13 protein-coding genes are annotated in these 15,076 nt (G+C 36.6%); 6 read left to right on the top strand and 7 right to left on the bottom strand.

The window, feature by feature from the left end; translation table 11 throughout:
• Positions 1-3 precede the first annotated feature (3 nt).
• From ND811_RS15495 to ND811_RS15485, 3 genes are read left to right on the top strand one after another with little or no spacing between them, the layout of a single operon-like run.
• Positions 4-429 (top strand): acyl-CoA thioesterase, encoded by a 426-nt coding sequence (locus ND811_RS15495; protein ID WP_265352922.1) that lies wholly within the window; start codon positions 4-6, stop codon positions 427-429.
• Positions 426-1,709, top strand: a complete 1,284-nt coding sequence (locus ND811_RS15490) for a PP2C family protein-serine/threonine phosphatase (protein WP_265352923.1) — start codon at positions 426-428, stop codon at positions 1,707-1,709. Before ND811_RS15495 ends, ND811_RS15490 begins: the two co-directional genes overlap by 4 nt.
• Complete coding sequence (locus ND811_RS15485) at positions 1,706-2,842, top strand: LptF/LptG family permease (RefSeq protein ID WP_265352924.1); 1,137 nt, start codon at positions 1,706-1,708, stop codon at positions 2,840-2,842. Before ND811_RS15490 ends, ND811_RS15485 begins: the two co-directional genes overlap by 4 nt.
• A gap of 132 nt (positions 2,843-2,974) precedes the next feature.
• Here the strand turns inward: ND811_RS15485 and ND811_RS15480 are convergent, their stop codons facing one another.
• Complete coding sequence (locus tag ND811_RS15480; RefSeq protein ID WP_265352925.1) at positions 2,975-4,420, bottom strand: FAD-binding oxidoreductase; 1,446 nt, start codon at positions 4,418-4,420, stop codon at positions 2,975-2,977.
• A gap of 1 nt (position 4,421) precedes the next feature.
• A complete protein-coding gene (locus ND811_RS15475; protein ID WP_265352926.1) occupies positions 4,422-5,174 on the bottom strand; it encodes an SDR family NAD(P)-dependent oxidoreductase in 753 nt (250 codons plus the stop codon).
• Positions 5,175-5,225: 51 nt separating this feature from the next.
• Between ND811_RS15475 and ND811_RS15470 the strand changes: the two genes are divergently transcribed.
• Genes ND811_RS15470 through ND811_RS15460 form a run of 3 tightly spaced genes read left to right on the top strand, consistent with a single transcriptional unit; the run spans position 5,226 to position 8,312 of the window.
• A complete protein-coding gene (locus ND811_RS15470) occupies positions 5,226-5,726 on the top strand; it encodes an NYN domain-containing protein (RefSeq protein ID WP_265352927.1) in 501 nt (166 codons plus the stop codon).
• A gap of 1 nt (position 5,727) precedes the next feature.
• On the top strand, positions 5,728-7,206 hold the full coding sequence (locus tag ND811_RS15465) for an MBOAT family O-acyltransferase (RefSeq protein WP_265352928.1): 1,479 nt from the start codon (positions 5,728-5,730) through the stop codon (positions 7,204-7,206).
• Between the two features lie 8 nt (positions 7,207-7,214).
• Positions 7,215-8,312: a DUF1574 domain-containing protein gene (locus ND811_RS15460; protein ID WP_265352929.1), complete on the top strand. Its 1,098-nt coding sequence runs from the start codon at positions 7,215-7,217 to the stop codon at positions 8,310-8,312.
• On the opposite strand, the gene ND811_RS15455 is transcribed toward ND811_RS15460, so the two are convergent.
• From ND811_RS15455 to ND811_RS15435, 5 genes are all read right to left on the bottom strand, one after another.
• Positions 8,285-8,881: a hypothetical protein gene (locus ND811_RS15455; protein WP_265352930.1), complete on the bottom strand. Its 597-nt coding sequence runs from the start codon at positions 8,879-8,881 to the stop codon at positions 8,285-8,287. The genes ND811_RS15460 and ND811_RS15455 overlap by 28 nt on opposite strands.
• 52 nt (positions 8,882-8,933) lie before the next feature.
• Positions 8,934-9,944, bottom strand: coding sequence for a hypothetical protein (locus ND811_RS15450; RefSeq protein WP_265352931.1), 1,011 nt, complete (start codon positions 9,942-9,944; stop codon positions 8,934-8,936).
• Positions 9,941-11,842, bottom strand: coding sequence for a FecR domain-containing protein (locus ND811_RS15445; protein WP_265352932.1), 1,902 nt, complete (start codon positions 11,840-11,842; stop codon positions 9,941-9,943). The genes ND811_RS15450 and ND811_RS15445 overlap by 4 nt, the downstream gene beginning before the upstream one ends.
• On the bottom strand, positions 11,839-13,689 hold the full coding sequence (locus ND811_RS15440) for an adenylate/guanylate cyclase domain-containing protein (protein WP_265352933.1): 1,851 nt from the start codon (positions 13,687-13,689) through the stop codon (positions 11,839-11,841). Before ND811_RS15440 ends, ND811_RS15445 begins: the two co-directional genes overlap by 4 nt.
• 78 nt (positions 13,690-13,767) lie before the next feature.
• A complete protein-coding gene (locus ND811_RS15435) occupies positions 13,768-15,075 on the bottom strand; it encodes an LIC11270 family surface protein (protein ID WP_265352934.1) in 1,308 nt (435 codons plus the stop codon).
• Between the last annotated feature and the right edge of the window lies 1 nt (position 15,076).

Genomic DNA, 15,076 nt, shown 5'->3' with positions numbered 1-15,076 from the left:
AACATGCCAAAACCAATCAAATATAAACACAAATTCATCCAACAAGTTGTTTGGGGTGAGATGGATGCTTTCGGTCACGTAAACAATGTTACGTATGTTAGATATTTTGAATCTGCAAGAGCGGATTATTTTACAAAAGAAGGATTGTGGGACTCTCCATTAAAACCAGTGAAAGCTGGCCCTGTACTAACACATCTCGATATGGATTATCGCAAACAAGTAGTTTTTCCGGCTACTTTAGAAATCACCTTAGAGGTGGAATCCATTTCTTCTCGGGCTTTCACAGTGATTTGTTCTATGTGGAATGAGAATGAAGAATGCGTATTAACAGGAAATGCTGCTTTTGTTTGGTTTGATTTCGAATTACAAAAACCATCGGCCCTTCCTGAACATTTTAAAACAAAATTTGGATCTAATAATTTAGTATGATCAAACAATCAATTCAAGATCGATTCAAACTAGATGATGAGGTAATGAAAATTTCAAGAATTTGCCTCATTGTTTTTTTTAGTTTTATAGGTTTTGGAATTTTTGCACCTACTGTTGAGTTAGGATTGTATGATCCTAAATGGATTCGCATTTTACATGCATCTGTTACTTTGGGATTTTTCATTGCAACTTATTTCTCAGATTGGGTTCGGAACCGAATCCAATCTATTATGCTATATTTCTTTTACTCAATGAGTGCACATTCTCTCATTCTTTTGTATTGGAATTCGCTTTATATTGGTTATCTGGTAGGAATGATTTTAGTTCTTTCTTGTATTGGAGTAAGTTTTGTTGATCGTCGCTCTCTTGTCTCTTATTTAGGAACAGTCACTTCTGCAGGTATCATTATCGGTATTTATACAAAAGAACCTCAAGTGGATTTATCTTTATACCTTTCTGCTATTATTACACCGGCTCTTGTTTCTTATTTAACACTCAATATTCGGCTGAGTTCTGTTGAAAAACTTAGAATTTCAGAATCTCAGCTCAAAGGGTTTCAGGATCGTATGTTAAATGAACTCGATTTAGCAAATGAAACCCAATCTAATTTAGTAACTACTGAGTGGCCAAAAACAAAAGCAGTTCGCTTACATTCTTTTTTTCGATCCTTTGGACAAGTAGGTGGCGATGCCATTAGTTATTTAGAAAGAACAGATGGGAAATTAGCTCTTTTTTTTGCCGATGTTTCTGGACATGGAATTGCTTCCGCAATGGTTTCGGCAATGGCAGTTCTTGCATTTAAAATTCACGGAAACCAAAGTGAGCCCTCTCACTGCTTAAAATCAATTCATACCGACTTGCAAGCGCTAGTTCCAGGAAATCATATTAGTGCTTGTGTATTATTTTTGGATACTGATACTAAAGAAATTCGTTATTCCATTGCGGGCCATCCACCCCTTGTCAGAATAGAAAAAAATTCTGATCCAAAGTTTATGGAAGGGATGGGGACTTTGATTGTTTCCTATTTAAAACCTAATTTAAAAGATTTTACGATCACACCTAATTCTGGAGACCGTATTTTACTCTATTCTGATGGAATTTTAGAAGTTTTTAATGAGGCTGGAGAAATATACGGAGACGAACATTTACTCTCTTCCATAAAAAATCATTCTGACAAAAAAGGTGAAGATTTTTTAAATGCTCTATATGAGGACTCCATGTCATTTTCGGCAAAACGAATTTCCGACGATATGAGTATGTTACTTTTGGAAATTTTATGAATTTGTTCTTAACTCCATTTATTTGGTTCAAAAAGGAATTCATCCCTTTTAGAACATTAGACCGCTATTTATTTTTAGATTTTTTCAAAACCTTTATTGGAACTCTCATCATGTTAACATCTATGATTGTGATTTATAAATTCACAGATGTGATGAAGTATTTGGTGTCTTCCAAAGTTAATCAAGCTCATGTGTATTTACATGTATTGTATTCCTTACCATCGATGGTGGACCAGGTTGTTGCACCGGCACTTATGTTTTCGGTTTGTTTTGTCATTGGTCAATTTAGCGTAAACAAAGAGCTTGTGGCGATGATGGTGGCAGGCGTTTCGTTCATTCGCATCATTACCCCCATTTTGTTTTTTGGAATTTCTATGTGGCTCATTATGACTTTGTTTGGACAATCTATAGTGATACCTGCAAACAAAAAGGCCCAAATCGAATATAGCATTATGGCAAAGGGTTCTAATCGTTTGATCGATTTTGTCTACCAATTGCATATCAAAGGAAAAAAAGGATTTTATTACGTCTATTGGATCGATGAAAAAGAAAACACTGTGAAAGGTGGATTCAATTATATCGAAATTACGCCGGATGGACATCCCACATATACAGTATCATCGCAAAAGGCAAAGTTCATTCCATCCCCGCATAGTTGGGTATTGTATGATGCAGAAGAAGTTCGGTTCAATGAAAACTTGGAACTTGTGTCCCGGATTAAATACCCAGAAAAAACTTATGACTTCCCTGAGGATTTAGCTTACTTTTCTAAACCAATTCGCAATCCAGAAGAGATGAATTTTTTTGAATTGGCTGATGAAATACAATCTAGAATCACAAAAGGAATTCCCTTCCGCAATGTCATAGTCCAACAACATATGGCTTTTGCAATGCCGCTTATGTCTTTTGTTGTTGTGGCACTAGGTGCCCTAGCCGGTGCTATCACAAAACGTTCGGCAGGTGTGGCAAGCCTTGGTCTAACCATTGCCGTTGTATTGTTATACTATATTTTGAATTCGACTGCTAAAACTTTGGCAGAGAACGGAGCATTACCGATTTGGATTGGTATGTGGATGACTCCAGTGATTTTTACTTCTGCTGCTTATTTTTTATACCGACGGATGAATATTTAGTGGAATGAACATATACAATTGGTTATTTGTTTTTTCACATAATGTTCGTTTAAATGTTAGCGAGGAGTGGTAAAATTCCTCGCATCAAAATCTAAAAAAATTAGTTTTTATTTTTTAAGGTCTGTTCGTAATTTAATTTTCTGTTAAAAACACTCGTTTGTAAAGATCGGTTTGTAAGATTCCTTTTGGATCATACTTTTTCTTAAGAGAATAGAAACGTTTGAGATTGTCTTTAGGAAAATAGGATTCCATCACTCGTTTGCGAAGAGTGGAGTCTTTTGCAAAATAAAATCTTCCTTTGTGTTTTAAAACAATCTCATCCATTTCTCTACAAAGTGCCCAGAGTTTTTCTCTGTTTCCTTTGGTGACAGGGAAGTCCATTGCCATAGAAAATCCATCCACAGCGTGGGTAAGTAAAAATGGATCTGGTTTGTGTTTTTTGAAAACTGAAAGATAATTCACGATCCCACGTTCTTGGCAAATGGTAAAAATCTCACGAAATGCTTGTTTGGCGTTTTCTTTTGGAATAAACACTTGGTATTGGATCATCGCACCAGGTTTGTAAACAAACTTCCAATTAGGAACATAGTCTAAAAGGAATGCATATTCTGCATGGCCTTGGTAATAGGCTTTATTGTTCACAAGAATACTTGCAATACACTTTGCCAAATTGATGAGCCTCATCCCAAAATTAAAGCTAAAGGGACGCATAAGGATCCACATCCATTTTTTGGGAATTACATAGAATAGGCGAGAGGGCAGGTGTTGTCTTTCGAGTAAACAGTTGCCAGGAAAGTCAGGATCTTCTCCTTCTTTTAGATTGGTAGCTTTGTGGATTTGGCCTCTACCCATAGATTTTCCAGAAGCAAAGGCATCAATCCAACCAACTAAATAATCAGAAGTTTTGTAATGTTCTTCGAAATAAGTGAATAATTCATCGAAGTTTCTTACGTACACTGGATCAATTTTCATTTTTCCTGCATAAATTGGTTTCATTTTGATTTGAACCGTTAAAAAACAACCTAACATTCCAAAGCCGGAAATAGCCGAATAAAACAGATCTGTATTTTTTTTAGGAGAACAAACTAAAATATCACCTTTGGCAGTTAGGAAAGTAAACTCTTTGATGTGTTCGCCAATCGTACCCACCTTGAAGTTGTTTTTTCCGTGAATATTCATCGAAAGTGCGCCGCCAAGAGTTGGCATCATAGTTCCAGAAACCACTGGTGGCCAAAAACCATTTTCGATTCCGGTTTCCCAAAGATCTTTGATCCTTGCACCAGATTGTACAGTCATTACACCCGTTTTCAAATTAAAATCTAAAACTTTATTGAAACGAGTAAGATCTAAAACAACTCCCTCTGTGTTTGTAGAAGCGTCACCATAACTGCAACCGCCGCCGCGTAACGCAATCTTTGTGCCAGTCTGATTAGCCCAAACAAATAGTTCCTTAATTTCCTCTTCTGATTCTGGACGGAAAACAGGTGACAGAGAATAAGAACTCATTCCCCATGCTTCTACTTTTTCCTTTTTAGGAACTTTAATCTCAGGAATGGATTTTGTTTTTTTTGCGACCATATTATATACTCAGTTTTTTAAAAATGAAATTCGGAATGTTACGAATGATAATACCGACAAGGGCCCAAATTCCAGGAACAAAAGCTTCATCTTTACCGCTAGCTACGATATTGCGAATCCTCTCTGCGGCTTCTTCTGCGGTAATAGCCTTTAGTAATCCTTTTTCTGGGAGTTTGAGACCTTTTGTCATTTCTGTTAGAACGAATCCTGGTTTAATCGTTGTTACTTGCACATTTGACTCAGACAACCGATTGCGAAGTGCTTCTAGGTAAGTATTAAGTGCAGCTTTAGAAGTATTATATACAGGATTTCCTTTTCTGCCACGTTCTCCTGCAATGGAAGAAATTCCGATTATTTTACCTGACTTTTGTTTTGTGAAATAAGTGGCAACTGGATTTAAAAAAGCAACTGCCCCTAATAAATTCACGTTTAACATTTCCAAGTCTTTGGTCGTATTGTATTCGTTAGGAGAAATTTCTGGCATTACACCAGAAGCAAAATACACTTCGTCCACTCCACCGAGTAAACTCACTGCCTTACTAAAAGTTTTTTCTGCTGTGGAAAACTTTGTCACATCAAATACCAAAGGGTAGGCTCTTTTCTCTTTTCCTGAATTGGCTTTTTTGGATATGGATTCGAGGGATTTTTCCCTTCTGGCTAAAAGGACTACAGAATTCCCTGCATTCAATTCAGCTTCTGCTATGGCTTTTCCGATCCCACTAGAGGCACCGACGATGATTATTTTTTTCCCCATGTTTACGTTTTTTTGGTTTAAGCGAATCTGGCAAGTGGTTTCAATAGAGTTGTGCCCGTAATTGAGAGAATCCTGATCGACGGGATGAATCTAATGTATAAATTTCCTGATTTGGCTTTTTGTTTGGGGGAATACCGTCTACAAGATGCCAGGGATGGCTTACTTCTGCATCTAAAACGCTACTTTATTAAGAATAAACATTCTAAAATTTTAGTATTTTTTGACGGAAAAAAGGATATTACCTCTGATTGTTATTCAGAAGATTGGGGTGAGTTTTCTATCCATTACAGTCATGAAAAAAAAGCAGATGACTTGATCATTGGATATCTAAACTTATGTCCAATACCTTCGCAATGTTTGGTGGTATCTTCTGATAAGGAGATCATAAGCTTTGCCAGAAGACTTCGAGCCAAACGAATGACTTCGGAGGAATTTTACACAGACTGGCTAAAACAGGAAGCGGAAGAGGACGAATCGGAGTTTAACCACTTGAAAGAAGGATTGACACCAAGTTCGGAAACCGATTACTGGGAGAGACAATTCCTTCCTTGATATGTTGTTCAACTCAATCCCATTCTTAATCTTTTTTTCCGTCGTATATTTGCTCTATTGGGCCATTCCCAGAGTATTTCGAAAGTATTTCCTTTTACTTGCAGGGATTAGTTTTTACGCCTACTTTTCTTTGGCTTTGACATTCCACTTTTTGACCGTCATTGCCATCAACTATCTGCTTTACCGAAAAATTAGATCCACTCCCACAAAGTTTTGGATAGGGCTTACCGTATCTCTCAACCTAATCAATTTAGGGTTTTTTAAATATATATATTTTTTTAGCAAGGTTCTTGCTGATTTAACTAATTATCCGTTTTTCAAACAGGTTCCTGACCTCATTCATATTGCCCTGCCGCTTGCGATCAGTTTTTATACTTTTCAAGTCATAGCTGCTGCTGTTGATACATATCGCGATTCTTCTAAACCAATTGTAAAGGTAGAAGACTACTTTTTGTTTGTTGCATTTTTTCCTGTTCTCATTGCTGGACCGATCATGAGAATGACTGATTTTTTTCCTAACTTGGAAAAGTTAACTCCGAGCAAAGAAAAGATGTATCGTGCTTCTTATTTGCTCATGTCCGGCCTTGTAAAAAAAGTTCTCGTAGCAGATCCGATGTCACTCACCATCTCACCTGTGTTTGGTTCTCCTGCTGAATACGATTCTTTTTCTTTATTCATTGCAGGAGTTTGTTATTCCATCCAAGTTTATAGTGATTTTTCTGGACTCACTGACATGGCAAGGTCAGTTGCATTATTTTTAGGATTTGAAACTCCTGAAAACTTTAAGGCTCCTTTTTTCTCAACCTCTGGACGGGAGCTTTGGAAACGTTGGCATATTACCTTATCTTTTTGGTTAAGGGATTATATATATTTTCCACTCGGTGGTTCTCGCAAAGGCGAACTTCGTACTTACTTAAATCTCATCATCATTATGACTCTTGGGGGGTTCTGGCATGGTGCTGATTATACCTTTATTTGTTGGGGTTTTTATTGGGGTGTGATTCTTGCGGGGGAAAGATACTTTGAAGACAATCTTGGTTGGAAACTAACCCCACAAAAAAATAAATTCTTGATAGTGATGAAAGCCGTCATCGTTTTCATTTTGTTTTCGATTTCCGGGTTAATGTTTCGTTCGAATAATGCTACAAATATGGTGGATCATTTTTACGGAATTTTTACTCACTTTTCTCATAGTTTGGAGAATATGTTTATTGGTGGATCAAACGAATGGTTACTTCCTGCTACATCTTTATTTGGGCAGGGATCTTCTTTTCGATTCCAACATATTGAGAATTTGGAACGAATTTTTTATACATCCATTGCTTTGTTATTTTTCCACCATATACAATATGTTCCAGAGTTTTGGGAACGAATTCGCAAACATGATGTTTGGCTTGTTCCAGTTCTTGGTATTATTACAATTTTCCTTCTCGCCACTCTTTCACAAGATGGCGGAGAATTTATCTATTATCGTTTTTAGGAGACATTGTGGATTTAATTCGTAACAGATATTTACTTGTCCCGTTTGTTGTTGTATTCCTTACATTTTGTTTGGATAAACTTTTGCTTCTTGAAAATGTTCATACTTACTTTTCAAAATCTCTTTCTGATATTAATTATATACAAAAACGCCAGTTATATGAAGATTTAAAGGTTTATCTTTCCAATAAGGAGAGAGACAAGGTATTAGTATACTTTGGTAATTCTCGTGCTTTGTTGTTTGATAATGAATACATCCATAAAAAGTATCCAGGTTGGGTGATGTTTAATTTTTCTGTTCCCGGCGGTAAACCCGATTATGTATTACAATGGATGGAAGAGTTCCACAAAGACAACGTTAGGCCAGATTTCTTTTTGTTCGATCATTCCGTGGAAATGTATAATTCGGCAGCTACTTTAAAGGTAGATGAAACTTTAACGAATGGCCTTAACGTATCTTTCGTATTAAAACATTTTTCCCTATTTTCGACAGATGATATTTCTACATTAATCGCAAAACGTATGTTTCGTGCGTATCAATATCGTCCTAAATTAGAGGTAATCATTACTAGGGCTAAAAATAAAGAATCATTTTTATACCCCTATCGTGAATTACGTAATAGTTTAATGGCTAATTTGAATAGGGGAAAGGGTTCTGCTATGACACCAGGAACTCACCAGTCTGTACTCCCGCTTGAGTTATTGAAAAAATCTGCCATTGGAGACTTCCATTCTTATTTGGTTCCCTTTAGATTTTCTGAGAACATTTTAAGTTTTACAAATCAATCCTTAGAACTGGCAAAACAATTAGGCGTTCCTTCTGCGGTGATTTGGGTACGCTTATCTTTACCTTATATGGACCATATTCGAAATCTAAAAGTATCTGTGGGTGATGGAAAGGAAGATACGGTGTATCACGATTGGTATCCTAGAATAGTCGAATACCATAAACAAAACGGAGTGCCTTTTTGGAATATGAACGATGACCCAAATTATACCTGCAACAATTTCAGCGATGCAGGACATATGTCACCGACTTGTTACGATGAATATACGGATTTTATCTTTAAGAATTTACTTCAGTCCTTTGTAAAAGGAGCTCGATAAAATTCTGTCCGATTCTGTACATCGTTAGGTGAAAGTTTTTCAGGGTCTGTCGGATTAGGTTTTGTTGGATTTTGTGGTTGTGGTTTGGTATTGTTTTCTTTATCCACTGAGTATCCGTAATAATATCCGTGTACAATTTCCACTACAGTGACCGGAGAATCTGAATTTAGATTTTGAATTTCCACTGTGATTTCTTCCGGTGGAGCCAACAGTTCGAAAACCCATTGCGACTCACCTTCGATCTTTTCTTTTCTTAAGATGGCAGGATTTTCGTTTTGACCGTTACCGGAATAAACAGTCAGCACCCACTCTTTTAATTTTCCATCGGTGGCAATCCCAATTCCGATTGATTGTGGCGAGGATTCTCCTGCCCTTAAATCAAATCGAATGGCACCACCTTTAGAAACGGCACCGTAGAGTCTTTTTTTAGAAAGAGTAGGATAAAGAGCCAAATCTTGGATTCTTGTTGTGACTTCTTTCACATTTTGGCTCAGAACGGATGGTTCGGAATGGAGGGCTTGCATTGTGACAAGCGTAATTCCAACCGAGGCAATCAAAGAGTATCTCATTCTCCTAATGGGACTAAAAAATGGGATTCCTTACAAGCAAAAGAAAAAGAATTTATCTAGTACAATTTCGAAATTTCGCCAATTCTTGGGTTAAGGTTTGTTTTTCCTCTGGGTCCAAATTCCTCTGATTTTTCAATTGTAGCTCCATTCTTTCGAACGCTGGCCTAAATTTCGGAGAACAGTTTTTTGCAAAGTATTGGTAAGCACTGATTCGATCAGATTCATTTTCGTTAATTAGTTTGTAGAATTCGAATACCGATTGATTGTCTTCACTAGTAAAGTTTAATATAACATAAGTTTTGTGGCATTCGCTGAGAGTTAACGCCGGTACTTTTGTGTTTTTGCAGTTTACTGCAACATCTGTTTCGAGGAATGCTAACATCTCCTCGTAAGAATAGTCTCGAAATGGTTTTCCTTTGGGAACAGATATTTTAGATTTTTTGGAATCATCATCTTCACTATGTTTTGGTTCTTCTACCTTAACAAAATTTGTAACCACCTTTGGCTTTTGGTAGGGGTTGGTCACTGTTAAATCATAGGGACCTGATTTTGCATCAGTCGTATCTACTTTCAAATCAATTCGTTCCGATGATTTAACTTCCTTACTTAAAATGGGAAGAGCCACATTTTTCTTTGTTAAATCTACCTTGGTAGCATCTAAAAAATGTTCCCCTTCAATTGTGACATTCGCAATAGTTTTTTCTGTTTTAGATTCCGATTTAGGAAGGATGATTGGTTTTTCTTCTTCAGTCACAACTTTAGGTGGTTCAGAAAGAATCACTTCCAAATCCTTCCAAGCTGACCAAACCGCCGGTTTTTTAAATAAGTTTAACGGTGCTGTCCTTACGAGATATACTCCCGATGGTAGGTCTTCAATGGATTGGTAAGGAGTATCTATCTTTTTATCGATAACAATTTTCCCAGTTTTTTCTTTGATCTGGATTTGGTAACCACTAGCATCTGGAATTGGTTTCCAAGCGATCAATTTGGTCCCGTCTTGTGCTCCGATAGAAAAAGAGAGTAATCCAAATATTATAAAAACACGTTTCAAATTTAATTTCATCTTTTTTCTTTATACAACCGTTTCGGAGAAATGAATTCAATATCAGATGGTTTTAAAGATTTTAATTGATCCAGTGCCAGAATAAAACTTCCTTTTCTCGAAAGTAATAAACTTGAATCTTTATACACACTGAGATCCCAAGAAAAAGATCCTTCATCTAAGATACTTAAATCTTTTAAGGAGTGTTTAAAATCCTTTGTCGAAATTTTATATATGGCTGTTTTTTTATCTCCTGAGTGTTGGTATAAAACTAAATCATACCTTTCACCTGTCACACCAGATACTTTCCATTGGAAATCTAAACTAGTTTTCCCTTTCATTTGTACAATGGTTCCATTGGGAGACATCATTTCTAATTTAGGTTCCGATTTTGTTAATTTATTGTCTTTAGGTTCAACTTCTGGTTCTGGAATTTTCTTTTTGTCCACCAAGGTAAAACTTAATACAGTCGAGGATTCTGTTTCTTTTCCTTCTTTGGATTTACCGATCACAGTAGCGTAAAGTGTTCCTTTTCCTAATAGGTTCCAATTTGGTACAAGGAAATTAGAAGCTGTCTCTTCAGAAAAAACAACATTTCCCAATTTTGGGTCTTTAAAGATTTTCAATTGGTAAGATTTTAATTCTGCATTTCCATCCCAAATCAAAATGGCTTGGTTTTGTTTAATTTCATCCGCAGAAATTTCTGAGTTTGGAGTTGGTCGTAACCATTTCGGTGCAGGTATTGAATTCTGTTTTTTGATTGTAAAGGAAAGAGTCTGGCTTTCTCGGTCTTTTGTGTCAGGAAAAGATGATTTGCCTATGACCTTCCAGTAGTAAGTACCTTCTTTTAAATCGTCATAGGAGATTTGGTTTGCTGTAGTTTCTAATTCTTTTACTGGGTTTGTTAGTTTTGGGGAATTAGATATCACCAACTTATAGGAGTTGGTAGTAGAAAGTTTAGTCCAAGTAAGAGTGACTAAGGGAAAAGTTTGGACATAGGGAATTATCGTTCCTTGCTCTGGAGATTCTCCCTGGAACGATTCCATTTTTGCTACAAAGAATTTATTAACCTCACTAAATTCATTACCATTTCCTGATTTACTTTTTACTTTTATTCTCCAGTAAAAAGTACCCTCTTTTAGTCGTAGGTCCGCTTGGGTTCCTTCTACTTTTTCATTAATGAACGTCAGTTGGAAATTAGGTGACCTGGAGATTTCCAAAACAGGATCTTCGTATCCGGATTCTACTTTCCATCGGAAGTGGACTGTTACTTCTTCTGGTTCTGCATAAAATAGTTTTTGAGATGTTGGTGCTACCAAAGCTACAGGAATTTTTTTGATTTCAATTCCTGTCTTTTTGAATTCAGCTTTTTTCCCTTCTTCTACAGAAACTGATTTACCATCTTTTTCTTTGATGGTCGTTTTTCCTTTTTCGACAAATAGACTGAGATCTCTTTCTTTGGAACGTTCTATTTTAACATTTCCTGAATCAACGTTAATTTCACTTCCAGAACTTGTGATTTTGATTTGGCTTTTTTGTGAATCGTTCTTTTTGACTTCTAGAGATCCTTGGGTGAATTCTAAGTTTGGTTCTTCACCCGTCAAATCCAAGTTAAACATTGAATTTTCGTCGATGTTAATTTCTGTTCCGTCTTTTAGTCGTATGAGTGCGTCAGAAAAAGCTTCGGATCGAATCGTATCTTTATTTGTAAGAGCACTGTTATTTTCTAGTTTTTCCCAAATGACTTCGTCTTCAAATTTCCGTTGCACAATGTTGTTTTTGAAAAAGATGGTTCCAACTACTTCTCGATCTCCAATGCTAATCTTACGATTTAGATCTAAATAAAATAAAATTGTAAAAAGGATCGCGACACTTAAAAGGGTGAAGAGTACGAGACGATCACGTTTATCTAAATTCATTTTTTCCCCTTTTTCGTCACAGTTATTCCAACTAACTTTTGTAACTCACCTAAGTTTTTGGGACAATTTGGATCAGATTTTCTTCCTAGTATTGCATAAACCTTTTGGGGTTTTGATTTACCTTTTAATTCGATCTCACCCATACTCATCACGTTATAATCTGCTTTTACTTCTTGGTAAGTGGTTTCTGTGATGAGAATATCGGTATGAGTTTCTTTGTTTAAAGACTCCACTCTTGATGCGAGGTTCACAGAATCTCCAATTACAGTGTATTCCATTTTGTCCGAACTTCCAATTTGTCCTGCAATCACAAATCCAGTATTAATACCGCAACCAATTTGAATGATTGGTTTTTTTACAGTACCTCTTCCCTGATTGAATTCAATGAGTTTGTCTCGCATCCGAAGTGCTGCTTCTACGGTTTGTTTGGCATGGTTTTTTGAATCTCGGAGTGCACCCCATGTCGCCATGATGGCATCACCAATAAACTTATCTACAGTACCACCCGTCTCTTGAACACATTTCACCATTTCTGTCATGTATTGGTTTAAAAATTCAACCACTTCTTCTGGTTGCAGTTTCTCTGAAATGGCTGTAAAACTTCTAATGTCAGAAAAAAATATAGTGCAGTATTTTCTTTGTCCACCAAGAGATAATTTCCCTTTAGCAGCCATTTCTGCAATGTCTTGGTTGACAAATCGTCCAAAGGAATCTTTTAATTTTTCTCGTTCTTCCAAACCCCGCCCCATACTTACGAATGATTTGGTCAAAGTCCCGATTTCATCATGAGTTGTAGCATGGAGTTCAATATGATAATTTCCTCTCCTAATTTCTTCAGAAGCATCCACTAGTTTCAGAATGGGTGTTGAAAGAGATTTCGCAAAAATATAAACTACGATAAATGAAAGAGCAAGTGAAACAATTAGGATATAAACATTCCTTTTTTGGATATTATTGACTTCTTCAAAGATTTTGGCTTCCCGTACTTGTGAGATAACGCCTACACCACCGAGTCCTAATTTTTTGAAAGATCCTAAATAGGAAACACCGTCTTTTGATTCGTAACGGAACTGACCATTGTCAACGGTTGATTTTTTCATTCGTTCCACAATGGGTAGATCATTTAAATTAATACCGGATAATACTACTTTTGCATCTGGATGTGCGAGTACACTTCCGTCTTCACTGACAAGGAAGGTTTCTACAGGACCTGATGTTTGGAAGGCATCTAACAAACTATCAAGTTTAACCAAGGTAACAAGAATAGTTTGTGTATCTTTTGATTCAGAAAGTGGAAAACTCAAACAAAGGATTGGATGACGAAAACGAGGACTTGCATTCCAAATCACAGTTGTTCCGCTAAATGATTTTTTTAATTTAGGTTGGATACTCCGAAGTAATTCTTTTACTTCGGATTTTTGGTAATCATATTTTTGAAGAAACTGATCATTAAGTGCTTCAAATTTTGGATTCAGACTCGCATCATAAGCCCCAACTAAAAGAAAGTTTTGATCCTCATCAAACAATTCCTTTGCGATGGCATTGGCTGAATTAGGGTTTCTTAGAATCGCAGATGCAGTGATATGAACATCTTGTTTCATCGAATGTAAATCCGATTTAACTTTTAAAGAAAGAATTTCATTGATCTTGATATTGTTTTCTTTTACTCGAACCTCACTATCCTTTCTGAAAAAGTAGGAAGCAAGAAAGATGATTCCTGACATGGAGATTAGCAGTACAACTGAGGTAATAAGAAGGAGTTTGTATCGAATAGGAAACTGCAATTCACCGTGAGGGAGGGAATCCTTGGTTAGTAGAGTACGGAGTTTTAGCAATATCGTTTTCATATCATTGGTACTTTTACCAATATCACAAAAAACGGTACTAAAAAAAAAGTAAAATTGAGAAAGGAAACTAATTTTTTACTAAGGGCAAGTCAAATCAACGTTATACGTCTGTCGGAAAGGGTATTCCGGGATATTAAATGTAGTCTCTCGTACTACAGTATCAGGAAAGCCGTCCTGTTTCACAAGGTCTCCTAAACAAACCGCCTTATAAGTACCTGGGTTTAGGTATTTGATTTTGGCACCTTGTTTGGCTGGTGTAGCAGCAAGAGGCAAAACGTTTAAAAAATCAGTTTCTTGTTCTCTAAAGATTCCAAAGTAATGCAACAAAGAGTTTCCGCCGCCTGATATTGTTAAACTAGATGCGGTTTCCGGATAAATAATCCTTGCTCTAGTCAATAAATTTCCACCTGCGTCCCCTTCACCTTTATGGTCATAGAAGATGTCACTGATTCCTACATAAGTGACTGTGGTAGCACGACTTGTCACATAAGAGTGTAACATTAAGTTCTCTTTTAAATTGACTCGTACTTCCAGGATATAAGGGTCAAATCCATCTCGAACTTGCATATCAGACTGGACAGACTGGCTAGGAAGTTGGCTATAAAGTGCAGGAAATAATTTTGGGACAATTGTACTTTTCGCAGATGTTGAGGTTCCCGCAATATAATTGTTACGTGGAACAATATTGAGTCCATTCACAATCGGTCTGTTATCGAATCGACCGGTAACAGGAGCTCCCGCATCCAAAGCGTATCCAGTCACAAGAGAACGAAAATAAATGGCAGCGTAATAGTATTCCCGCCCAAACCAAGATCTTCCAGCAGAATAGGAACTTTCCCAACCAATGGTTTCAGAAGATGGATCGTTAGAAGGGAACTGGGCTCCAATACCTGTAAAAAAATCACTGGCTTTCATGATTCCATTACTCTCTGTACATGTATTGTTATCGAATGAGTAAGTCACGGTACAAAATACTTGTCTGTTTGGGGCAATATAGTCCCAAAATTTATTAGAATCCACAGTATCTCGAATTTGTGTCAGGTCGTTTAAACCTTTTACGTACTTACTAGAGATCCTAACTTCTCCAATATCCAAAAAGATTGGTAAATTTCCGACTTTTGGTCTGTTCACCAAAGTCATGGTTGGATCAAGACCTTCCCCTTGGGAATCCATATACAATTCTCCGGTTCCGTTATTCAGCTCGTTCCAATCCAGTGGATTGTCTGTGGCATAGGTTCCTTTTAGAAGTAATAACATTCTGTTATTAAAGAGAGTGGAGATAACCGGAAGTTTTGATTCATCACCTAAATCTAGTTTGGTTTTACAATCGATGAATAAGATTATATGTGAAAAAAATACAAAAATAGGTATTATGAAGGATTTCATA

Origin of the sequence: Leptospira soteropolitanensis, assembly GCF_026151655.1 — a bacterium.
GTDB lineage: Bacteria > Spirochaetota > Leptospiria > Leptospirales > Leptospiraceae > Leptospira_A > Leptospira_A soteropolitanensis.
Note: the sequence above shows the minus strand (reverse complement) of the source record. Positions and strands in the feature narration are given on the sequence as shown.

Excerpts from the sequence above, each read along its gene's own strand:
- ND811_RS15495 (WP_265352922.1), top strand. The coding sequence starts at position 4 with ATGCCAAAACCAATCAAATATAAACACAAATTCATCCAACAAGTTGTT.
- ND811_RS15490 (WP_265352923.1), top strand. The coding sequence starts at position 426 with ATGATCAAACAATCAATTCAAGATCGATTCAAACTAGATGATGAGGTA.
- ND811_RS15485 (WP_265352924.1), top strand. The coding sequence starts at position 1,706 with ATGAATTTGTTCTTAACTCCATTTATTTGGTTCAAAAAGGAATTCATC.
- ND811_RS15480 (WP_265352925.1), bottom strand. The coding sequence starts at position 4,420 with ATGGTCGCAAAAAAAACAAAATCCATTCCTGAGATTAAAGTTCCTAAA.
- ND811_RS15475 (WP_265352926.1), bottom strand. The coding sequence starts at position 5,174 with ATGGGGAAAAAAATAATCATCGTCGGTGCCTCTAGTGGGATCGGAAAA.
- ND811_RS15465 (WP_265352928.1), top strand. The coding sequence starts at position 5,728 with ATGTTGTTCAACTCAATCCCATTCTTAATCTTTTTTTCCGTCGTATAT.
- ND811_RS15455 (WP_265352930.1), bottom strand. The coding sequence starts at position 8,881 with ATGAGATACTCTTTGATTGCCTCGGTTGGAATTACGCTTGTCACAATG.
- ND811_RS15450 (WP_265352931.1), bottom strand. The coding sequence starts at position 9,944 with ATGAAATTAAATTTGAAACGTGTTTTTATAATATTTGGATTACTCTCT.
- ND811_RS15445 (WP_265352932.1), bottom strand. The coding sequence starts at position 11,842 with ATGAATTTAGATAAACGTGATCGTCTCGTACTCTTCACCCTTTTAAGT.
- ND811_RS15440 (WP_265352933.1), bottom strand. The coding sequence starts at position 13,689 with ATGAAAACGATATTGCTAAAACTCCGTACTCTACTAACCAAGGATTCC.
- ND811_RS15435 (WP_265352934.1), bottom strand. The coding sequence starts at position 15,075 with ATGAAATCCTTCATAATACCTATTTTTGTATTTTTTTCACATATAATC.